Source organism: uncultured Methanobrevibacter sp., assembly GCF_947170395.1.
In the GTDB taxonomy this organism is placed as follows: Archaea; Methanobacteriota; Methanobacteria; order Methanobacteriales; family Methanobacteriaceae; genus Methanocatella.
In genome coordinates this window covers 1-21,267 of sequence record NZ_CAMVTE010000036.1, presented here as the reverse complement: position 1 = coordinate 21,267, position 21,267 = coordinate 1, and the positions used below count along the sequence as shown (strand labels likewise).

General features: G+C 35.2%; 19 protein-coding genes. 12 read left to right on the top strand and 7 right to left on the bottom strand.

Going from position 1 to position 21,267, the window contains the following annotated elements:
- Positions 1-3: 3 nt before the first annotated feature.
- On the top strand, positions 4-354 hold the full coding sequence (locus Q0W04_RS09080) for a carboxymuconolactone decarboxylase family protein (protein WP_298502355.1): 351 nt from the start codon (positions 4-6) through the stop codon (positions 352-354).
- 197 nt (positions 355-551) lie between these two features.
- On the opposite strand, the gene Q0W04_RS09075 is transcribed toward Q0W04_RS09080, so the two are convergent.
- Complete coding sequence (locus Q0W04_RS09075; RefSeq protein ID WP_298502353.1) at positions 552-1,484, bottom strand: CPBP family intramembrane glutamic endopeptidase; 933 nt, start codon at positions 1,482-1,484, stop codon at positions 552-554.
- 138 nt (positions 1,485-1,622) lie between these two features.
- Here Q0W04_RS09075 and Q0W04_RS09070 point away from each other — a divergent pair, with 138 nt between their 5' ends.
- The 4 genes from Q0W04_RS09070 to Q0W04_RS09055 all read left to right on the top strand — a co-directional run bounded on the left by Q0W04_RS09070 (position 1,623) and on the right by Q0W04_RS09055 (position 5,654).
- The gene (locus Q0W04_RS09070) at positions 1,623-1,889 is read left to right on the top strand and encodes a DUF6110 family protein (RefSeq protein WP_298502351.1); all 267 of its coding nucleotides are present in this window, start codon (positions 1,623-1,625) and stop codon (positions 1,887-1,889) included.
- 21 nt (positions 1,890-1,910) lie between these two features.
- On the top strand, positions 1,911-4,058 hold the full coding sequence (locus Q0W04_RS09065; RefSeq protein WP_298502349.1) for a heavy metal translocating P-type ATPase: 2,148 nt from the start codon (positions 1,911-1,913) through the stop codon (positions 4,056-4,058).
- A gap of 85 nt (positions 4,059-4,143) precedes the next feature.
- Positions 4,144-4,893 carry an ABC transporter permease gene (locus tag Q0W04_RS09060; protein WP_298502347.1) on the top strand — a complete coding sequence of 250 codons (750 nt, stop codon included), beginning with the start codon at positions 4,144-4,146 and terminating at the stop codon, positions 4,891-4,893.
- Positions 4,894-4,901: 8 nt separating this feature from the next.
- Positions 4,902-5,654, top strand: coding sequence for an ABC transporter ATP-binding protein (locus tag Q0W04_RS09055; RefSeq protein WP_298502343.1), 753 nt, complete (start codon positions 4,902-4,904; stop codon positions 5,652-5,654).
- Between the two features lie 3 nt (positions 5,655-5,657).
- Here Q0W04_RS09055 and thiD read toward each other — a convergent pair whose 3' ends face one another.
- From thiD to proS, 3 genes are read right to left on the bottom strand one after another with little or no spacing between them, the layout of a single operon-like run.
- Entirely contained in the window at positions 5,658-6,392 is a 735-nt protein-coding gene (thiD, locus tag Q0W04_RS09050) for a bifunctional hydroxymethylpyrimidine kinase/phosphomethylpyrimidine kinase (RefSeq protein ID WP_298502340.1), read from the bottom strand.
- Positions 6,393-7,067: a 2-phospho-L-lactate guanylyltransferase gene (gene cofC, locus Q0W04_RS09045; protein ID WP_298502335.1), complete on the bottom strand. Its 675-nt coding sequence runs from the start codon at positions 7,065-7,067 to the stop codon at positions 6,393-6,395.
- Positions 7,068-7,074: 7 nt separating this feature from the next.
- Positions 7,075-8,478 (bottom strand): proline--tRNA ligase, encoded by a 1,404-nt coding sequence (gene proS, locus Q0W04_RS09040; protein WP_298502332.1) that lies wholly within the window; start codon positions 8,476-8,478, stop codon positions 7,075-7,077.
- A gap of 128 nt (positions 8,479-8,606) precedes the next feature.
- Between proS and Q0W04_RS09035 the strand changes: the two genes are divergently transcribed.
- Genes Q0W04_RS09035 through Q0W04_RS09020 form a run of 4 tightly spaced genes read left to right on the top strand, consistent with a single transcriptional unit; the run spans position 8,607 to position 11,008 of the window.
- The gene (locus Q0W04_RS09035) at positions 8,607-9,650 is read left to right on the top strand and encodes an NAD(P)-dependent glycerol-1-phosphate dehydrogenase (protein WP_298502330.1); all 1,044 of its coding nucleotides are present in this window, start codon (positions 8,607-8,609) and stop codon (positions 9,648-9,650) included.
- Positions 9,651-10,088, top strand: a complete 438-nt coding sequence (locus tag Q0W04_RS09030) for a UPF0179 family protein (protein WP_298502326.1) — start codon at positions 9,651-9,653, stop codon at positions 10,086-10,088.
- Positions 10,089-10,775: a ribose-5-phosphate isomerase RpiA gene (rpiA, locus tag Q0W04_RS09025; protein ID WP_298502323.1), complete on the top strand. Its 687-nt coding sequence runs from the start codon at positions 10,089-10,091 to the stop codon at positions 10,773-10,775.
- An 8-nt stretch (positions 10,776-10,783) separates the two neighbouring features.
- Positions 10,784-11,008 carry a hypothetical protein gene (locus Q0W04_RS09020; protein ID WP_298502321.1) on the top strand — a complete coding sequence of 75 codons (225 nt, stop codon included), beginning with the start codon at positions 10,784-10,786 and terminating at the stop codon, positions 11,006-11,008.
- A 57-nt stretch (positions 11,009-11,065) separates the two neighbouring features.
- Here Q0W04_RS09020 and Q0W04_RS09015 read toward each other — a convergent pair whose 3' ends face one another.
- A complete protein-coding gene (locus Q0W04_RS09015) occupies positions 11,066-14,293 on the bottom strand; it encodes a right-handed parallel beta-helix repeat-containing protein (RefSeq protein ID WP_298502319.1) in 3,228 nt (1,075 codons plus the stop codon).
- 381 nt (positions 14,294-14,674) lie between these two features.
- Between Q0W04_RS09015 and Q0W04_RS09010 the strand changes: the two genes are divergently transcribed.
- The gene (locus tag Q0W04_RS09010; RefSeq protein ID WP_298502316.1) at positions 14,675-16,423 is read left to right on the top strand and encodes a right-handed parallel beta-helix repeat-containing protein; all 1,749 of its coding nucleotides are present in this window, start codon (positions 14,675-14,677) and stop codon (positions 16,421-16,423) included.
- 52 nt (positions 16,424-16,475) lie between these two features.
- Positions 16,476-16,880, top strand: coding sequence for a secondary thiamine-phosphate synthase enzyme YjbQ (locus Q0W04_RS09005; RefSeq protein WP_298502314.1), 405 nt, complete (start codon positions 16,476-16,478; stop codon positions 16,878-16,880).
- A 159-nt stretch (positions 16,881-17,039) separates the two neighbouring features.
- Here Q0W04_RS09005 and pheT read toward each other — a convergent pair whose 3' ends face one another.
- A complete protein-coding gene (gene pheT / locus Q0W04_RS09000) occupies positions 17,040-18,698 on the bottom strand; it encodes a phenylalanine--tRNA ligase subunit beta (protein WP_298502311.1) in 1,659 nt (552 codons plus the stop codon).
- 22 nt (positions 18,699-18,720) lie between these two features.
- The gene (locus tag Q0W04_RS08995) at positions 18,721-19,077 is read right to left on the bottom strand and encodes a hypothetical protein (RefSeq protein WP_298502308.1); all 357 of its coding nucleotides are present in this window, start codon (positions 19,075-19,077) and stop codon (positions 18,721-18,723) included.
- 148 nt (positions 19,078-19,225) lie between these two features.
- Here Q0W04_RS08995 and Q0W04_RS08990 point away from each other — a divergent pair.
- On the top strand, positions 19,226-21,267 hold a 2,042-nt coding region (locus Q0W04_RS08990; RefSeq protein WP_298502303.1), incomplete at its 3' end, for a valine--tRNA ligase.

Genomic DNA, 21,267 nt, shown 5'->3' with positions numbered 1-21,267 from the left:
TATATGAAAGGAGATGTATATTACGGAAAAGGTATCCGAGAATTAAAAGATGAATATCCTGATTTGTATGAGTTGGTATCCAACATTAACGATACAGTATGGGACGGCAAGGTCTTGGATTATAAAACTCAAAAATTAATAGCTATTGGTATTACTGCTTCCCGTGCAGACCCAAGAGCTACCAAAAAACAAATCAGAAGTGCAATTGAAGTATTAGGCATTACTAAAGAAGAAATTGTGGATGTTTTAAGGGTAGTATTATTGACTTCAGGTATGCCTGCATTTTCCAAGTCACTTCAGATATTGAATAGTGTTACTGACGCTATTGAAGAAGAAAGAGAAGATAAAGCTTAATCTCTTCTCTTAACTATTTTTTTATTTTTTTGTATTGTGTTTCATTTCTTATTGTGCATTCTGCATTATTTTTTTAAAATTACTTGTTGGGTTTTGTGACGGTTTGTTTTTGGCAGAGTGTCTGGACCACTTACTTTTCTAGCATTGCAAATAGTTATGAACTTAAATAAATAGTTATCTCAAAATAAAAAAGTCAGTCATGCCAATAACTGATAAACAATTTGAAAAATGAAAAATGCCATAAAGAAAATCATTCCATAATTCAAAATCATGGTTTTCCATGGTTGTCTTAAGGCTATTTCGGTTTTAGCGCCATTGAATTTGGCTTTTTTGTATCTGCTTAATGTAATCAATCCGATTAACAGGCAAACCAAAATAATTATTACATAAATCACTACAAAACTAACGTCAAAGGTTCCATAGGTTCCACTGACTATCCTGTCGGCACTTTCAACAACGAATAGGCTAACAATTGATCCCATTAGATTGACAATAATGTGCAATATGATCGGATAGATTATTTTTCCGGTTTTTATATAAACGTATGCGAAAAATCCTCCAATTAAAAATGCGTAAAAGAATTGGTTTAGATTTCCATGGAAAAATGCGAATATTGTTGCGGACAGTATTATTGAAACTTTGGCACCGTATTTTATTGATCTGTCTATCAGTAACTTTCTAAAGAACAGTTCTTCAAAAATAGGGCCTATGATGCTGATTAATGCTAGATTCAGCCAGATTTCAGATGAGTTAATCAGCTCCTGAACGGGATTTGCAATATCTGTCTGTGTAACGGTACCTATTGCAGCGGTTATTATTAGTCCGATAATGTTTCCAATCCACATTAACGTAAATGTGGTTGCAATATAAATCAGAAATGTTTTAAGGCTCAGTTTTTGCTTTTCCAGTTTTATCACTTTAATTTTTTTCATCAGGTAGTAAAAAATTGGAAATGGAAGTATATAATTGCAGAATGCAGTTAATATCACCAATATGTTGAAGTCATTGATTAAATTGGGGTTTGCTGCACCAATGATGGTTACTGCAATGATTTGAAGTATCAATGCGGATATTCCAAATATCAGGTAATTTGTTCCTATTTTTGAGAAAAACTTTTTGTCGGAATTCATGCTGCACCTTTAATATCATTATTTCTTTTCTTTTAGTATTTAATAATATCTTTAGGTAAACCTAAAATTTAAATATTAGGTATGCCTAAATATTAATAGCTGAGCATTTTATTTTTATAAATATAGGAGAGTAGAAAAATGGTACAAAAAGAATTTTTTGATAAATGTGTAGAACATAAACATGCATTAATTTTTGCAGCAGGAATTGCAACCGCTATCGTCGGTAAAAAAGTATTGGAATCTAAAGTAGTCAAAGATGCTGCAACTCAAGGAATGGCAAGTGTAATGGCTGTTAGAAAAGATGCTGAAGAAACTTTCCAGGATATGAGGGAAGAAGCTGAAGAAATTGTCCTAGATGCTCACGATGAAGATAAAAAAGAAATTTACGTTGAAGCTAAAGACTGATTTTACTTTTAAGGTTAAAAAATGAAATATAAAGTGATGTATGATAACGGATCTCGTTTAAGGGTTCGTTCAGGTCAATGGGCTTTCACTAAAAAGGAAGGTTATGGCCTTGCCTCATTACTTTTAGAACAGGATTTTATTCATGAAGTCTATACCTCCCATAGAAACGGCAGTATTACAATTTATTATGATGAATCTAGCCAAAACAAGCAAAAGATTTTCAAATTCTTAAATAAAATCACAATAAGGGATTTATTTGAAGCTGAACCAACACAAATTCAGGTTTCAAAAGAAATTTCAGATGATTTTTATTTAAAGATATCAAAAATGATTTTCAAGAGGTTTTTAGGAAGAATTTTCTTACCTCTTCCTGTTAAAAATGTTTTGACATATTACCGTGCTATTAAATATCTTTGGGAAGGATTGGACAGTTTAACTGATTTCCGTATGGATGTTGCATTGCTCGACGGTGCAGCAGTTGCCGGAGCCCTATGGCAAGGCGAATATGCATCTGCAAGCTCAATGATGTTCTTGTTGTCAATCTCCGATGCACTTGAGGACTACACTATACAAAAAGCTAAAAGCAACTTGAAAGACAGTTTGGCTTTAAATATTGACACTGTATGGGTAGTAGGAGAAGACGGCGAAGAAACACAAATCTCTGCAATGGATATTGAAAAAGGAGATAAGATCAAAGTTCATATGGGTGATGTGATACCTGTAGATGGAAAAGTAATTGAAGGCGAAGCAATGGTCAATGAAGCTTCAATGACTGGTGAACCGTTGGCAGTTCATAAACGCAATGGAAAAACCGTTCATGCGGGAACTGTTGTGGAAGAGGGAAATATAATTGTCGAAACTTATTCGATAAATAAGGAAACAAGGTTGAATAAGATTATTGACTTGATTGAAAATTCAGAAGAGCTTAAAGCCGATACTCAAAGCAAGGCCGAAAAATTAGCCGATTCGATTGTTCCTTATAGTTTCCTTGCAACAGCACTGACTTATCTGTTTACTAGAAACGCATCAAAAGCATTATCTGTCTTGATGGTTGATTTTTCATGCGCAATCAAGCTGACTACTCCATTGTCCATCATTTCTGCCATGAGCGAAGCATCTGACAATAGGATGATGGTAAAAGGCGGAAAATTCCTGGAAAACTATGCGAATGCAGACACCATCGTATTTGATAAGACCGGAACCCTTACAAATGCAACTCCAAAGGTTGTTGATGTAATTCCAATGTCTAGGAGATACAAGCGTGATGAAATCTTAAGAATGTCTGCATGCATTGAGGAACATTTTGCACATAGTATTGCAACTGCCATTGTAAAACAGGCAGAAATGGAAGGTCTTAAACATGAAGAAGACCACAGTGAAGTGGAATATATTGTAGCTCATGGAATCGTAACAGAATATGACGGTAAACGTGCAGTCATTGGTTCAAAACATTTCCTGTTCGATGACGAGAAGGTTAAGGTAACCAAAACTCAACAGAAAAAACTTGACAAGGTGGAAAAGGAACATTCAGTTGTTTATCTTGCCATCAACGGAAAACTTGAAGGAGTAATCTGCATTGATGACCCTGTAAGAGAGGAAGCTAAATATGTCATTGAAGAACTCAAGGAATTGGGTATTGAAAATGTCATAATGCTTACTGGGGACAGTGAAAGTGGTGCAAAAGCCGGAGCTAAAGCTTTGGGCATTACTGAATACAGATCACAAGTCCTTCCGGAAGATAAGTCAAGAATTGTTGAAGAGCTGAAGGCAGATGGAAAAACTGTAATCATGGTAGGGGATGGAATAAATGATTCTCCAGCACTTGCGGCAGCAGACGTGTCTGTTTCAATGAAACATTCCTCCGATATTGCCCGTGAGGTTGCAGACATATCCCTATTGTCCGATGATTTGTATGATTTGGTAACACTTAGAAAGTTAAGTACTGGAATGCTCGATAAGATTAACACAAACTATAGAAATATAGTGGCAGTAAACGGTTCTTTATTGGTTTTAGGTGTTTTTGGAGTAATTCCCCCAACCACATCATCAATGATACATAATTTATCCACTATGCTGTTCGGAGCTATGAGTACAAAATCCGTTTTGAAGGATAATGATTTCAATAAAGGTATAGAAGTTGAAGCTATCGAGGTAGCCGATTCTTCTTAATTTTATTTTTTTTCAGTTTTTTTTAAAGTTTTTATAATATGATAACCTAACTATATATGTATAAAAATTTTAATTAAGTGATGAAATGTTTGATAATTATAAAAATAAATTTATTCCATTTATTGTACCGATAATTTTGATATTATTCTGGTATTTCATAACTGATGGCATAGAATTATTTTCTGCTTATATATTGCCGAGCCCTGTTGATGTTGTAAATTCGGCTTTGGTAGTAATTGAGAATGGAAAACTTCTTACTAACACTATTGATACTTTATTTAAAGTATTTTCCGGTCTGATTTTAGCTTCTGTTGTTGCCATCCCTGTTGGAATATTGCTTGGATGGTATAAGACTCTGGAGGATTTATGTACTTTTGTAATAAGTGTCCTAAGACCAATTCCTCCTGTTGCCTGGATTCCATTTTCAATCTTATGGTTTGGAATAGGTACATTTCCGGCTGTATTCATTATATTTATGGGATGTGTGTTCCCTATTTTAGTATACACAATTGATGGTGTAAAAAGAACCGATAAGGTTTTGGTTGAATCGGCTCAAACCTTAGGGGCTAATGATTGGAATGTCTTAAGACGTGTTGTTGTGCCATCTACTGTTCCGTATATCGTTTCTGGACTAAAAGTAGGAATTGGTATTGCTTTGATGTGTACAATTTCTGCGGAAATGATTGGTTCAAGCAGCGGTTTGGGTTATATGATTTTAACTGCAACAAACCTGTTTGATACAGGTACTACTGTAGTCGGTATGTTGGTAATCGGATTAATCGGGCTTGTTTTTGACTTTGTATTTACAAAAGCTCAAGATAGGATATTCTGGTAGGTGTGTTAATGACAATTGAAATTAAAAATATTAATAAATCCTTTGAAAGTAAAAAAACAGAAAAGTTATCTGTTTTGGAGGATATTGATTTAAATATTAATGATGGGGAATTGATTTGTCTTTTGGGCCCATCAGGTTGCGGTAAAACAACCCTTTTAAGATTGATTGCAGGTCTTGACCATCCTACTTCCGGTGAAATCGTTGCCAATGGTGAAGTTGTAAAAAAACCTTCCGGTGACAGAGCTGTTATTTTCCAGCAATATTCTCTGTTTCCATGGTTGACCGTACTTCAAAATGTAACCTTCGGTTTGGAAATGACAAAACAGGGATCAAAGGAAGAAAATATTGCTGCCGCTGAAAGATATCTTAAAAGTGTCGGTTTGATTGACTTTAAAGATAGCTATCCTCATGAACTTTCAGGTGGTATGAAACAGAGGGTTGCAATAATCAGATCCTTGCTTAATCATTCACCAATCTTGCTGATGGATGAACCGTTTTCTGCTTTGGATATGCAAAATAGGCACAAACTTCAAGAACAGCTCATAGGGGTTTGGAAGAGATTTGAAAATACTATTGTTTTTGTAACCCACGATGTCGATGAAGCTGTTTATCTTGCTGATAAGATTGTAATCATGGATAAGAATCCTGGAAAAATTGCAGAAATAGTTGAAGTTGATATTGAAAGGCCAAGAAAAAGAGAATCAAGCGAATTCATTGACCTTCAGGAGTCAATTGTTGGAAAATTAAACATGGAAGAATAATAGTTATATTTTAGCTATTAATGTTCCATAATTTCCATTTTTTATCCCTTCATAAACATAATTCAGGGATTTCAAAATGGAAGTCTTTAAATCATTATTTTTTGCCAGATAAGCTACGATTGCTGATGATAAGTTACAGCCGGTACCATGTAGATTGTCTGTTTTTATCAGTTCCTGTTTTTGAATGGTAATTTCACCATCAATGTTGATGGTGTTAATGCCGTCCAGGTGTCCGCCTGTAATGATGCTGTTGCATTTTATTTCTTTAGAAGCCTTGATAGCATCATCTTCATTTTTAATTTCAAAGCCAGTTAATTTTTCCGCTTCAGTAATATTTGGGGTTGTTAAAATCGAGTTTGGAAGCAGATGCTTATTCATTGCACTGGCCAAATCCTCTTTGGTTAAATCTCCCCCTGATGTTGCAACCATTACCGGATCAACCACGGCTTTTAGGTGGTACTGCTTTATTTTTTTTGAAACCAATCTGATGATTTCCGGTGAGTATAGCATTCCGGTTTTTATGAATTCAACTTCATATGCATCCAAAACGGAATCGATTTCCTCTTCGATATACTCAGGACCAATCGGCAATGTTGAAAAGAATTTATATGGATTTTGTGCAGTCAGGGAAGTGACAATGCCTGTTCCATAGACTCCAATGGCCTGAAATGTTTTCAAATCGGCAAAAACGCCTGCTCCTGCCGATGGGTCAACACCTGCAATTGACATCACTATCATTTAATCAGCTCGTGTAACTTTTATTCTCTCAGATCCACGGAAAGGTTCAAAAGTTACCTTTAATTCCTTTAGATATTTTCTGGTATGTGTCTTTTCACCATGAATCATGATTTCTCCCAAATCTTCAGCAGTATTAACGTCCAATGCCATAAATAGAGAATCATGAACCTGCGGATTTAATTTCTTTCTCTCAGCTGCCTGAACATGCTCCTTATAGCTGAAGCCTTCAAATCTTGTGCGTATTGCCATAGGTTTCATAATTATCATATTTGTTCCCCCTCCTTTGGATGGAACAATTATGAAATCAAGACTTTTAGAAGCGTCGATAAGCATTTGGATATTGGTTTTGCCGATTAAGGGGATGTCGGAAGGAACAATAATGATTTTTCTTGCTTTGCCTTTACAATATTTCATTGCCTGTGTCAGTGCCTTGTTCAAATTGGAGTTTTCATCCTCCAATATGGTGTTCAAGTTCAGGCTTTCAGCATAACTCAGTACATCCTCATCCCTGCTAATGATGAAAATTTTATCAACGTGTTTTTTTAATGTGTCGGTAACGTCATGCAACATCACCTTCAGAAGCTTTTCCCGCTCTTCTTCTGTGAGAAATGGGGAAAGTCTTGTTTTGGCATTTTTGAATTTGGACACTGGAATTATTGCGTAAATGTCATCCATATTATCACTAGTAAGTTTTAGCTATTAGTGCAATGTATTTGGCATCTTTGCCGCTTGCTATACATTTGCCTTGTGAAACTTCCTCTTGAATACCTAAAACATCATAACCGGTTTTTTCTTCAATTTCATGGCCAACCTCTTCTTCTCCGCACCAGTAGAATTTGGCAACATTTCCTGATTCGACAATTTCAGGAATTTCGTCCAGACTGTTTGCAAATTTAATATGCTGCTCCTGGAATTCCCATGCTGAGGTGTATAAGTTTTCGGAGGCTTTGGAAAGCAAATCCAAAACATTGTCCGCTAAGGATTCATCTAAAGAGAGTTCAATTTTTTCTCCTTCATCCCTTCTCATTGCTATGGTGATATTGTTTTCAAGGTCTCTAGGTCCGAGTTCAAGTTTTAAAGGAGTTCCTTTTATCTCCCAATCGAAGAATTTTTTACCCGGACGAATGTCTCTGTCATCGATGTTTACTCTCAATCCTTTAGCTTCTAGTTGTGCTTTGATTTCACTGCATTTTGCTAAAACTTCTTCTCTTCCTTTTTTAAATAAGATTGGAATGATTGTTACTTGGTTAGGGGATACTTTAGGTGGAAGGCGTAATCCTTTTTCCTCTCCATGAATTGAAATTAAAGATGCAATAACTCGGTCTGAAACTCCAGCACAGGTTTGATAGACATATTTGTGCTCTCCGTCTTTGTCTTCAAATTTGATGTCGAATGTTTTTGCAAATGTCTGACCTAGATTGTGGATTGTACCGACCTGCAGGGTTTTGCCGTTAGGCATTATGACATCGAAAGCCATGGTGTAGTCGGCGCCGGGGAATTTGTCCCATTCAGGTCTTTTGGAAATCAGGTATGGGATTCCCAAATCATCAAAGAATTCCTTATAAATTTCAATGAAGTCTTGGATTTGTTCATCTGATTCCTCTTTGGTTGCATGGGCGGTATGCGCTTCTTTGAATGTGGTAATCTCACGGACACGTATCAATGGCCTTGTGTGTTTTGTTTCGTATCTGAATGTATTTACGATTTGATAATACTTGATTGGAAGGTCAATGTGTGATCTGATCCATAATGCGTACATAGGATACATTGCAGTTTCACTGGTTGGTCTCAATGCCAATTGTTCATTTAATTCTGTCTGACCGCCTTTTGTAATCCAATATACTTCGTCTTCGAATCCTTTTACATGAATTCCTTCTTTTGCAAGTTCGGTTTCAGGAATGAGCATTGGAAACAGTACTTCCTGATGATCTTTGTCCAACAATTTTTTAATAATTTCCATTGTGTGTTTTCTAATCTGAAAACCGTAAGGCATCCAAACAGCCATTCCTTTAATAGGATATCTTGAATCAGTAATATTTGCTTTTTCTAAAATATCATGAAACCATTCGTCAAAATTTTCCACCATATCACCTAAATAATTTTTTATAATGTTTATTTATCTGTTTTTAATAGCTATTAAACTTATTTAAAAGAAACTTATTTATAATTACATTTTACATATATATTCATGTATAATATATTAGGAGATATTTTATGACTGAAAGGAAAATACAGATGCCTCGTGAAGTTTACATTGATCCAGGCATTATAAAAAATACTGGAGCTATTTGTAAATCTCTGCATTTAGATAAAAAGGTTTTAATTGTAACTGGTTCCCATACATATGATGTAGGTGCAGTTCCGGCAATTGAAAGTCTTGAAAAAGATGGTATTGACTATGAGGTAATTAAAGTTGATAATGCATCACAGGATTCGATATCTGAAGTTGAAGAACTGATTACTCCGGAAACTTCCGTTTTGGGTATTGGTGGTGGAAAAGTTATTGATGTAGCAAAATTATCTTCATACAATCAGGGCGTATACTTTGTATCTATGCCAACAACCGCTTCACATGATGGTATTGTATCTCCTATGGCATCCATAAAAAATCCTGATACTTCAATATCCATGACTGCCCATTCTCCAATTGCAGTCATTGCAGATTCAGAAATTCTGGCACAGTCCCCATTCAGACTTTTGGCTGCAGGTTGTGCAGATCTGATAGCAAATTTCACAGCAATCAAAGATTGGGAATTGGCGCATCGTCTTAAAAACGAAACTTTCTCAGAATCGGCGGCGGCATTGTCAATAATGTCTGCACATCTTATTACTGACAATATTTCAAATATCAAACCTAACCTTGAGCCTAGTGCAAGAATTGTTATGAAATCATTGTTCAGCGGGGGAATGGCAATAAGCATAGCTGGCTCATCAAGGCCTGCAAGCGGATCCGAGCATTTGTTTTCACATGCTCTTGATAAGATTTTGGAAAAACCTGCTTTACATGGTGAACAATGCGGTATCGGAACAATAATGATGATGTATCTTCATGGAGGGGATTGGAAAGCAATTAGGGATGCCCTTAAAGCTGTTCAGGCTCCAACAACTGCTGCAGAAATTGGAGTAGCAGAAGATGATATTATTGAGGCATTGATGATGGCCCATAAAATCAGACCTGAAAGATACACCATTTTGGGCGACAATGGAATTTGCCGTGATGCAGCATATGAACTGGCTTATAAAACTGGGGTGATTTAGATGATTACATTAATAGGTAAGAGTTTGGCAAAAAAAGGGCAGGAATTTGTTTTTTTAGGTCCTGCCGAAGAGTGTGAAAATTGCAGATTTAAATCATCTTGTATTGGAAATTTGGAGCAAAATAGAAAATATGAAATTATTGACGTTAAGGATAATGAGCAGAAATGCCCAATTCATGCGGAAGAGACAGTCATTCCTGTAGAAGTTGACAGGGCAAAGATAACATTATTGACTGTATCCAAAAATATTTTTGAAGGATCAACATTCACATTTAATGCTTCTGATTGTGATGAAGAAACCTGTGAATTCCATGATTTGTGTTTCCCGGAAGGATTGCAGGAAAACGACAAATGTATTGTCTTAAATAATGATGGAAAACATAAGGATTGTAAAAAAGGTTATAATCTTAATAAACTTACTTTAGGGTTTGTGATATAAATGAAAGATGCTGGCAGTAACAATTCTAGTAAAAAGAATGCAGGTTATAAGGCTGCGGAATATGTAAAGGATGGAATGGTTTTAGGACTGGGTACAGGTTCAACAACACACTTCTTTATAGAAAAGGTAGGCATGAGAATCAAAGAGGAAGGAATTAATGTTTTAGGAATTCCAACATCATTCCAGTCACTTTTAATTGCTAAACAGTGGAATATTCCAATAACCACTTTGGAAGAACATGACATTGACCTATCAGTAGATGGAGCCGATGAGGTTGACTCCAACTTTAATTTAATCAAAGGCGGAGGAGCAGCCCATACAAAAGAAAAAATTGTTGATTATGCTGCAAAGGAGTTCATTGTCATTGTCGATGAGTCAAAATGTGTGGAAGAATTGGGTAATTTTCCAGTGCCTGTTGAAGTGCTTCCTGATGCATCTAGAATGGTTATTCAGGCTCTTGAGGATATGGGTGCTGAATGCGAAATCAGAATGGCTCAAAGGAAGGACGGTCCTGTAATAACTGACAACGGCAACTTTGTTATCGATGCCAAATTTGATAAAATAGAATCCCCCGCACACCTTGAAATTGATTTGAATGCAATTCCTGGAGTTGTTGAAAATGGAATATTTTCACAGATGGTTGACAAGGTCATTGTTGGGACTGAAGATGGAACCAAAGAGTTATAGGTGATAATATGCCGTTTACTGGTGGAGGAATGCCGCTTCCTGATTTAAGGGAGATAGGTTATAAAGTAGCTATTCTGTTTGGTGTTTTAATTGTAATTTATGGTGTATTGTGGCTTTTAGCTGAATTGGGTGTAATTCCAACAATAATTTTTGCAATATTTCCACAAATAGTTTTGATTCTGGTTGGATTATTCATAATCTATGTTGCATATAACAGAAGAAACATGTATTAATTGTTATAAACTATTTTTTTTTTAAAAAAGAAATGTTTAGAAGAGATTTAATCTCTTCTAGTTAATTTTTATTTTTGCAGTTGTTTTTGCTGCGTTGTAGGTGTTATCTCCGGCGTATTTTACAGTAGCGGTGTAAGTACCTTTTTTGGTTATTTTTAAATTAAAGGTAGCTTGGCCTTTAGCATTGGTTTTAGCTGTGTAGGTTTGACCGTCTACTGTTAAGGTAATAGTTTTACCTGAACCGAGATATGTTTTACCGTCTGCAGATGATCCTTTAATTGTTTTTAGTGTTACTGTGTAGGATTTGGTTTTTGCGCTTGCTTTATAGGTTTTTGCTGGAGCTGTGAGACTTGTGGTCTTTTTGTTGATGGTGATTTTGTATACTTCAAATGAAGCGTCGTAGTTATCATCACCTAAAAATGCCACAGCAAATGTTAAAGTGTTTGCAGCTACTAAGTTGATTTGCACTTGTACAAATCCGTCTTTATCACTTACCAATACAAGGCATTTACCGTTGTATCCGATATTTACAGTTTTATTAGCTAATGGAGCACCACTTGTGTCTGTTAATTTAACTTTAAAGAATCCTCCTCTTTCACCAGCGAAGTAATCTACAGCATATTGGGTGTAGTTTTCACCAATGATTTTGGTTGCAGCCCTTACAGGGGCAATGTCTTTCAAAGTAATTGTAGTGTTACTTGCTGAAAATACGTCTTTACCTGCGAATACAATGGTAACTTTAGTGTTATCTGCTGCTTGAATGGTAAATTTACCATCATCATCAGTTGTAACAGTTACGTTGCTGTCTCCTACGGTAGCTATTATTTCACTGTTTTTAACTACATTGCCGTCAATGTCTTTTAAAACACCGGTAATGTTGCAGTCACCAGTCACTTCGGTGATACTGATGATGGTAGGGACATTTTCTCCAACAGTAAGTTTGGATTTTCCAACAGTTCCAACATAAGTGTCTTTACCGGAATAGGTCATTGCAACGTCGTATATTCCGTAATCTAATAATACATTAACTTTTGCAGTACCGTTTTCGTCAGTAACTCTTTTGTAAGTTATGTTATTAATTACTACGCTTACGTTTTCGTTAGCTATTCCTTTTCCTTTAACATTTGTTAATTTGACTTCAACTGTAGCATTTTTACCAGTTTGAACATCATCAGCAGAAATGATTGTATCGTAGAGTGTTGTGTAAGTGCCTTCAGCATTTTGGTAATATTTACTTTCAGCTTTAGCAAGGTAAGTTACAAATGTAGGTGGGAATGGTAAATAATCTAAGTCATAGGTGTTTAAACCAATAGTTACATTGTAGTATCCTCCACCAAGTAAAATACCTATTCTGCTTCCACTAATACTGTTATTAAATATGTTTTCATTACCTGATCCGTATGCAGTAATTCCACTAATTGAACAATCTGATACAGTATTGTTGTAAACATTGTGTCCCTGTGAGTGCATAAGATAAATTCCTTCTCTTGCACCTGAGAGGGTATTGTTAAATACAGTAACTTTAGGGCCTGTTCCGTGTCTTACGTCAATACCGTGGTTTGAAACATTAGTAATTGTATTTCCTGCAATAATACTTTCAGGAGTACCGAAGTTTAAGATACCGGTAGTAAATTGATTTTTGATTTCATTGTTTGTAACAATTGCAATGCCAGAGTATTCTAGGTAAATACCCCATGATGCACCATCAATAGTACATCCGGTAATGGTAATGTTTTTACTTTGCTGGGTACGGATTCCTGCACTTTTATAAGCAACATTATTTGCAGTACCTGCAATGTCGGATAATGCTTCATATCCGGGATATTTGGAAACAATGTTTAAATTACTTATTACAACGCCAGAATTGTTTACAGAGTATAATACAGCACGTTCGGAAATACCGTATCCTCCGTTAGCGCTAGTTGCAGTGATTTTTGAAGGAACATTTGTTAAATTAAGGTTATCATATCCAACTAAAGTAGCTCCATTACCAATAATTTTAATGTTTTTATCAGTATAAATGGAAATGTTGTTGTACACTGCATTTTTTTTGAATTTTAAGGTATCTCCATCTTTCATGGAATCAATCATTTTTTGAATATCTGCTGATGCAGTGCCTTCAGGAACATTGTATACAGTTCCGGTTTCGCTTAGGATAGTGGTGTAATCGATGTTAATATCTTTAGGAGTTGGAATTTCAGTATATGCTTTGTAAGTTGGACTGTATGAACTGCTGTCACTGTGAGTACCCATCATATTAGTTGCACTGCCGTAATCGGATTGAGCTTCGGCAATGTAGTATACAAAAGTAGGTGGGTAAGGTAAATTATTTAAATTGTATTTATTTGGTCCAACTGTAATATTTTTGTATCCGCTATTCAATAAAATACCTATTCTAGATTTTTTGAAGGTGTTATTGTATATTTCAATATTGCTTGATCCACAACATGAAACAGAACTGATACTACAATTTATTATGTTGTTGAAAGCTGCTGTATGTCCTGTGGAGTGCATAAGATAAATTCCTTCTTGTGAACCGATAATTGTGTTATTGATTACCTGTACAGTTGGTCCGGTTCCGTGTCTTACGTCAATACCATGGTTTTTAGCATTGATTACCTTATTTCTTTCAATTACTGTTCTTGCTGATCCAAAATTAAGAAGCCCGGTTACAGCTTGGTTTTGGATTATGTTGTCAGTATAGGTTCCATCATGGGAATATTGGATGTAAATACCCCAGGATGATTCGTCAACAGTATTTTTTGTAAAAGTCATATTGTGTGAATTTGTTATGTAAACTAAAGCATTTGAATATGTGGATGCGCTATTTGCTCCGCCAACTATATTCAATCCGTTAATGGTAACATTATTTGCGTTAATTACATATAATGTAGCTAGATTGCTTATTCCATATCCTCCTTTTGCAGTAGCGTTGGTAATAATACTTGGAGTATTATTGACTGAAGGAGTGTCATATCCGGTCAATGTTGCGCCGTTACCGTTTATGGTTATGCTTTTGTTAACATAGATACAAATATCACTGTATGTACCTGTTTCGAAGTCTAAAACATCACCATCATTCATATTATTTATGATGTTCTGAATATCATTACTTGTCGCACCAGGTGAAATAGTATGTGATGATGATGTTAACACATCGCTATTGTCAACAGCTAATTTATCGTTATTTTGCATATTTCCAGCATCTTCTGCAAATACTGCACTAGACCCCAGGAATACGACGAATATTAATAAAATAGCTAACATAAATTTATTTTTATTCATGATTTCACTCATTTTATTTATTTTTTTTAAATCTACCTTGCTTAAGTCATATAAAAATTAGATTATCGATAAGCAATTAAATTATATTTGTGTTGTTTATATTATTTAAATTAAAATGTCTTAATTTATTATAACAATGTTATAAACATTTATATGGGATTTAAAGGTTATTATGTGCTTTTAGGGGATCATGATTTAACAAACTTTATATATGTTATCGATATTAAATAATTATATATCGTCTATATTATCATCAGTTCATTTTGTTTATTTTAATGAGCATTAATGGGCTTATTTTCTTAGAATCACAAATCAATATTAAATTAGAATCATATTGTGAATATAAATTAAAATGGTGATTATTGTTTATGAGGGGAGATTATGAATAAAAAAGTTTCAATTCTTTTTTTCATGTGTTTTGTAAGTTTATTCCTTATTTCAGCAGCATCTGCTGCAGATGGAAGTGGCAGTGCTAATGCTACAACTTATCAGATTGGGGCTTCTGTTTCAAACAATGAAATTCAAACAATGTTTGATAATGCAAATGAGGGGGATACATTTGAATTTGTTAATTACACTTATAAGGACATATCACTTATAGTGGACAAAAAGATCAACATCAAATCAAATAAGATAGCTACAGTATATGTATCAACCGATGTAAGTGATAAGGCTAAAAGTATGGGAATAAGCGAAACCTTCGGATTTTACTTCACATCAAATAGTGCCGGAAGTGTTTTATCCGGAATTAGGATTATAGCAGATTCATGCGATAATGCTGTCATTGTTAACGGTGCAAAAGACGTCACCATAAAAGATAGTAGGATTGTAAAGGGTGAAAATGCTGTTCTGATAAAAAATTCCGAAAAAATCACTTTGAGCAATAATGACATATCCCAGGCTACAAAAAATGGAGTTCAACTCCTGGATGTAAAAAATAGTGATATTTCAGGCGATAATATTCATCATAATGGAAGATCAGGTATTGAAACTTCCAATATTTATAATTGTAACATATTAAGAAATAATATTCATCATAACGGATTCAACGGCATATCAATGTATGATGATTCGGCCAATAATATTATCAAATACAATACCGCACACAATAACACCAATGGTATTTATATTAATTGTAAATCCATTAATGATACAATTATGGCCAATACGTTTTCACACAATCGTAATGACCCATTTTGTGAACTTGGTGGGGCTGAAACAGGTAACGGTCTTTTGTTTGGGGACAGTTTCAGAACTCCTAAAGGCGATGGAAGACTGCTTGTCAAGAACAATGCCTTAATTCATAATGAAAACTTCCAGGCAAAAAACAATCCTGCCAATGAAGTTTTCAAACTGGACCAAAACTATTTCGATTCAACCGATGGTGAAGACACATTCATATGCCCGATGCTTCTTGCAAAAATCTTAAAGCTTGATACAATTACAATCCAAAATGGAATTGGAATCCAACTGCAGGATGAAAATGGAAATCCAATTACTGATTCACCTGCATTTGATTTGGCCGATGTTGAGGTAAACGGAAATAAATATACTGCAAGGGTTGAAAACGAAGGTATTGCAAAAATTCAATCTGAAGACATTGAACCTAATGCCGAACAGGATGTTAAGTTTACTGTCGGGGACAGAATTCAAAAGGTCATTAAGAAAAAGGTTCAGTCCGGTTCTGAAAGATATCAGGAATCCGAAAAGCCTATTCGATCCAATGATGAACATTACAGGGATGATGATGGCTCTTCAGATGAAAATCCTCAAAATCAGAACAGTGATGGAACTCAGTCCAATGGCAATGGCAAAGGAAATTACGCCGACGGAACTTCTCAAAGTTCACATATATCAAATGGTGAATCCACAGGAAAATACGGAACAAATAGTTCTGATGTAATCTCTCAAGATTCTACAGACAATGGTGAAAATGTAATGTCACAGGGAGATGTCAATGTAGGTTCATCAAGTGCGGGGTCAGGTGAAGGCTCAAAAGCTTATGAAGTTGTTCCAGAAAAGCCAATTTCCAAATCAGTTGACAATACCTCCGGTCTTGTTGTATTGAGTATCCTATTTTTATTGGGATGTCTTGTTTACGGTTATAGAAGTAAAAATAAATTCGAATAATATTTTTCCTTTTCTTTTTTTATTTATATCATGAAAGATAAATTATTAATCAATGACAGTCACAACCATTTCTTTTAAAATAAACACAAACAAAAACTTTGAAATTATTGACATTACTCCACAAATCAACAGTCTAATTGATATTGATGATGGCATCATATCAATATTTTCAAAGCATTCCACTTCAGCTATTGTAGTCAATGAAAATGAGGCAGGGCTATTGTTTGATTTTGAGTTTATGCTTAACAATTTGGTTTCGGATAAATTCAGCTACAAACATGACATGATTGACAATAATGCCTCTTCCCATTTGAAATCCTTTTTGCTGTCTTCAAGTGAATGTTTGCCGATAAAAAATGGTAAACTTGATTTGGGTACATGGCAATCAGTATTTTTCGTTGAATTAGATGGACCAAGAGCCAACAGAACAGTAACTTTGACAATGGTTGGTGAATAATTGAAAAGATGGACAATAATTTTAATAGTTATTATAATAATTCTATTAATTTTGATACTTATTTTTAATAATTATGGCACATCACAGCCAGCGGATAATTACTCCCAGATGGAAGTGCAAATGAGAAGGTTATGGTATTGAAAAAATAAGTTGTGGAATTCATCTGTTGATGAATTCGATTTCAAATGCAATAACTGGATACTCGAGAGTAAAGTTTGTAATTACTTCAGGAGATACTTCTCCAAAGAATCCTTTAACTGTTCCTTTTTGAGATTCTCCAGTAACATCAGCCACTCTTCCTTCAATAAATGTTTTGTTTTCACTGTCGGTTATCTCCATGGTATAACCTAAGCTGGCTAAAACACTTGTCATCACTGATTTTATCTCAGTAAAGTTGGCTGTGGAGTGACAGATTAAAGCGGCTAGTTTTTTAGAAGACCTTGTCTTATTTTCTTTTGAATCATCCAGATATAGGACATCACCGATTTCAAATATTTTCTGAGGCAGGTCTTCATGTTTGTTGTCTTCCAGGAACTCCATCAGACTGTTAATTAAACTGGTTCTGATCATTGTTCTGTCAATTGTGATGGGCCTTGCAACCTGAACATGATCTTCTTCTGTCTGGTTCATTTTTGTATAATGTGCCTCTTCATTTGTAAGCATTAAGCTCATTACTTCCTGAAAACCTAATCCAACCATCACTTCACGGATGGTGCTTTCTGCTTTAAACCAATTGTTTTCATAAGCTACGGTGTTAATGTTAGGCAGTTTGGCTTCAACGCTGTTGATATGATATTGGACTGCAATATTTTCAACAACATCCACCTCATGCAATATGTCTACTCTGTAAGCAGGAATGATTGCATTGACCTCATTGTCATTGATGATTTCAGCATCAAAACGTGCCTTTAAGAGCAATTCTTTTATGTCTTTTGCAGTTAAGCTGGTTCCACCAATCAATTCATTTGCGGTTGAAACATGAACGAGACATTTCTGCGGAGTTAAATCCGGACTGACTATGGTTTTGTCTTCATATCTGACTTCCATGCTTCTGATTTGACCTCCAACTTCGCCAAAGGATGAGCAGATGATATTCAATGCCTGATTTACTGCCCGTTCATCAGTACCGGTCACATCAACAATAATGTTTTTTGTGTCTTCCCTGAGTTTTGTCAACTCTCCGTTAATAATTGGCGGCATGGATAAGACATTATTGTCTTTGTCTAAAATCAATGGATATTTGTCGAATTTTTCAATTAAATGAGCATAAGCTTTACCTTTGTCATGTTCTGTTAATATTTCATCTGGAGTCATTTCTGATTCTTTTTCCAAAGGAACAAATGCATTGGCATCTTTTGGAGTTGCAATGTATTTAAATGGACCTTCAACAACATCTGCATTGTGAATACCTATTGCAACTTTTTTTCTGTCTCTTCCGATTACCCAATGGAGGTTTTCCTGGAAATCCATCACGTATTTCAGTTTATCGCCAGTAAAATCAACATTGTCTATTTTTGCAAATCCGATATATGGTCGGATTTCTGCGACATCCGCTTCCACTTCAACATATTCTCCGGATTCTTCAACTTTGTAATCTGGCAATCCAATTTCCTGGCCAATAAATCCTTTAAAAGATCTAGCTACTCCTTCAACAGACAAATTGTCAGGCCTGTTAGGGAAGAATTCCACTTTGATTTCCTCATCGTCAAAGTCTTCAATATCACTTGACATCATTGGTAAAGTGTCAATCAATTCGTCTTTTTCCATATCTATTCCTAAATCTTTTAAATCTTGGTATTTGAATGTAATTACTGGCATTTAATAACTCCATTGATTATTTTTAAAATCCATAAATTAAAATGAAAAATAGAGATTCAACAACAAAGTGAAGAGCTCTATGTTCTAGTTCACCCATATTGCGTATTAATATTGTATGGGAAACATCAATTACAAAATGAATTAGGGCTGCAAGAATTCCTACAACAGGATTTAAGAAAACTATTGAAACAACTACAAAATGAAATCCGGCTTCCATTATTTCATGTGCAAGCCATGTTTGCCAAGTTGTTTTGGTGGTTTGTTGGATGAGGCCACCTAAAATAATGTAAAAGTTATTCAAAACCTTCCACATTAATTGTGTGTGCAATACATCGCTCATAGCCAATACAATAGCCACATAAAACCATAATAATTCCATTTTTACACAGTCCTTTTATAGATTGATAATATTATTATTCTATTTCTTTAATATAATATACTTAACTATATATTTTACTTAATATTTTTAAATAATAAACTACATATTTAATAATATTATTTTTACTTAATTATTTAGGAGAAAATATATGTCAAAAGAAGAAATTCCTAAAGACTATGATTTTAAAAAAGAAAAAGAATGGGAGGCAAAATGGGAAGATGAAAACATCTACAAATACATTGGAGATGGTTCTCGTCCTAGATATGTTATTGATACTCCTCCACCATACCCAACAGGTTCTATTCACTTAGGCCATGTACTTAACTGGGTTTACATTGATATGAATGCAAGATACAGAAGACAAAAAGGCCATGATGTACTGTTTACCCAGGGATGGGATTGTCACGGCCTTCCAACTGAAGTAAAGGTTGAAGAAACTCATGGAATTAAGAAAAATGGTGTTTCAAGAACTAAATTCAGAGAGTATTGTGTCGACCTGACAACTGACAACATTGCAAAAATGAAAGCGCAAATGCAGGCAATGGGTTACTCACAGGATTGGACTCGTGAATTCGTAACCATGACTCCTGAGTATATGAAAAAAACCCAATATTCATTTTTAAAAATGTATGAGGATGGATTAATCTATCAGGGCAAACACCCTGTTAACTGGTGTCCTCGTTGCGAAACAGCTATTGCTTTTGCAGAAGTCGAATACTCAGACAACACCACATTTTTAAATTACGTTAACTTCCCGCCTGCCGTTGAAGATTCATATGATGATATTGCATCATCACAGTCATCCGGCAAACAGGCTGACCCTAAAGAGGAAGGAATTTTAATTGCAACTACCCGTCCTGAATTAATGTCTGCTTGTGTGGCAGTTGTAATTCATCCGGAAGATGAAAGATATGCTCATCTTTTGGGAAAATATGTTGAAGTTCCTCTATCACATCAGAAAGTAAAAATCATTGCAGATGAAGAAGTAGACCCTGAATTCGGTACAGGTGCAGTAATGATTTGTACCTTCGGGGATAAAACTGACGTAAGTTGGGTTCAAAAATATGATTTGGAAGTAATTGATGTCATTGATGATACAGGTACATTAACAAGTGCTGCTGGAAGATATGAAGGAATGGACTTACAAAGCTGTAAAAAACAAACAATTGAAGATCTGGATGCTGAAGGATATTTATTAAAACAGGAAGAAGTTGACCAGAATGTGGGTCAATGCTGGAGATGTAAAACTCCTGTTGAAATTCTTCTTAAAGAGCAATGGTTTGTTGCAGTACGTGAGTTAATTGAAAAAACAAAAGTCGCAGCAGATGAGATGAGATGGGTGCCTGACCACATGAAATCCCGTATGGTAAACTGGGCAGATTCCATGGAATGGGACTGGTGTATCTCAAGACAAAGAATATTTGCAACTCCAATTCCAGTATGGTATTGTAAGGAATGTGGTACGGTAATATTGCCGGATGAAGAAGATTTACCAATTGATCCGACAGTTGATAAGCCAAAACATGCATGTGAATGCGGTTGTGAAGAGTTCATACCTGAAGTGGATGTTTTAGACACTTGGATGGATTCATCAATTTCACCATTATCCATTGCAGGATGGCCTGATGAAGATTATATAAATCATTTCCCATCAGATATTCGTCCGCAAGGACACGACATTATCCGTACATGGGCATTTTACACAACTTTAAGATGCATTGCCCTAACTGGCCAAAAACCATTTGATGATATAGTAATTAACGGTATGGTATTTGGAGAAGACGGAAATAAAATGTCCAAATCAAGACCTGAATTTGTTGTCGGACCTGAAGAGGTCATTGAACAATACGGTGCTGATTCATTAAGAACCTGGGCTGCAAACAGTGTTCCTGGATCTGATGTAATATTTGACTGGAAAGACATAAAGCACGGATATAGGTTCCTCAGAAAATTCTGGAATGCATTCAGATTCATTAGCATGCAAATTTTCGATGAGGAAATTTCATATGAAGATGTTAAAGATAACTTGGGACCGGTTGATTTATGGATTTTATCCAAATTAAACAATCTCAATAAAACAGTTGATGAAGCTTTCGCAGATTATAACTTTGCCGAAACAATCACATCAATCGAAAGATTCTTCTGGCATGATTTCTGTGATGAATATATTGAAGCTGTAAAATACAGATT

Coding starts and splice junctions, on each gene's coding strand:
- Q0W04_RS09020 (WP_298502321.1), top strand. CDS start 10,784: ATGCCGTTTACTGGTGGAGGAATGCCGCTTCCTGATTTAAGGGAGATA.
- Q0W04_RS09075 (WP_298502353.1), bottom strand. CDS start 1,484: ATGAATTCCGACAAAAAGTTTTTCTCAAAAATAGGAACAAATTACCTG.
- Q0W04_RS09015 (WP_298502319.1), bottom strand. CDS start 14,293: ATGAATAAAAATAAATTTATGTTAGCTATTTTATTAATATTCGTCGTA.
- Q0W04_RS09035 (WP_298502330.1), top strand. CDS start 8,607: ATGACTGAAAGGAAAATACAGATGCCTCGTGAAGTTTACATTGATCCA.
- proS (WP_298502332.1), bottom strand. CDS start 8,478: ATGGTGGAAAATTTTGACGAATGGTTTCATGATATTTTAGAAAAAGCA.
- Q0W04_RS08995 (WP_298502308.1), bottom strand. CDS start 19,077: ATGGAATTATTATGGTTTTATGTGGCTATTGTATTGGCTATGAGCGAT.
- pheT (WP_298502311.1), bottom strand. CDS start 18,698: ATGCCAGTAATTACATTCAAATACCAAGATTTAAAAGATTTAGGAATA.
- thiD (WP_298502340.1), bottom strand. CDS start 6,392: ATGATAGTGATGTCAATTGCAGGTGTTGACCCATCGGCAGGAGCAGGC.
- Q0W04_RS09010 (WP_298502316.1), top strand. CDS start 14,675: ATGAATAAAAAAGTTTCAATTCTTTTTTTCATGTGTTTTGTAAGTTTA.
- Q0W04_RS09005 (WP_298502314.1), top strand. CDS start 16,476: ATGACAGTCACAACCATTTCTTTTAAAATAAACACAAACAAAAACTTT.
- Q0W04_RS09080 (WP_298502355.1), top strand. CDS start 4: ATGAAAGGAGATGTATATTACGGAAAAGGTATCCGAGAATTAAAAGAT.
- Q0W04_RS09060 (WP_298502347.1), top strand. CDS start 4,144: ATGTTTGATAATTATAAAAATAAATTTATTCCATTTATTGTACCGATA.
- rpiA (WP_298502323.1), top strand. CDS start 10,089: ATGAAAGATGCTGGCAGTAACAATTCTAGTAAAAAGAATGCAGGTTAT.
- cofC (WP_298502335.1), bottom strand. CDS start 7,067: ATGGATGACATTTACGCAATAATTCCAGTGTCCAAATTCAAAAATGCC.
- Q0W04_RS09070 (WP_298502351.1), top strand. CDS start 1,623: ATGGTACAAAAAGAATTTTTTGATAAATGTGTAGAACATAAACATGCA.
- Q0W04_RS09065 (WP_298502349.1), top strand. CDS start 1,911: ATGAAATATAAAGTGATGTATGATAACGGATCTCGTTTAAGGGTTCGT.
- Q0W04_RS09055 (WP_298502343.1), top strand. CDS start 4,902: ATGACAATTGAAATTAAAAATATTAATAAATCCTTTGAAAGTAAAAAA.
- Q0W04_RS09030 (WP_298502326.1), top strand. CDS start 9,651: ATGATTACATTAATAGGTAAGAGTTTGGCAAAAAAAGGGCAGGAATTT.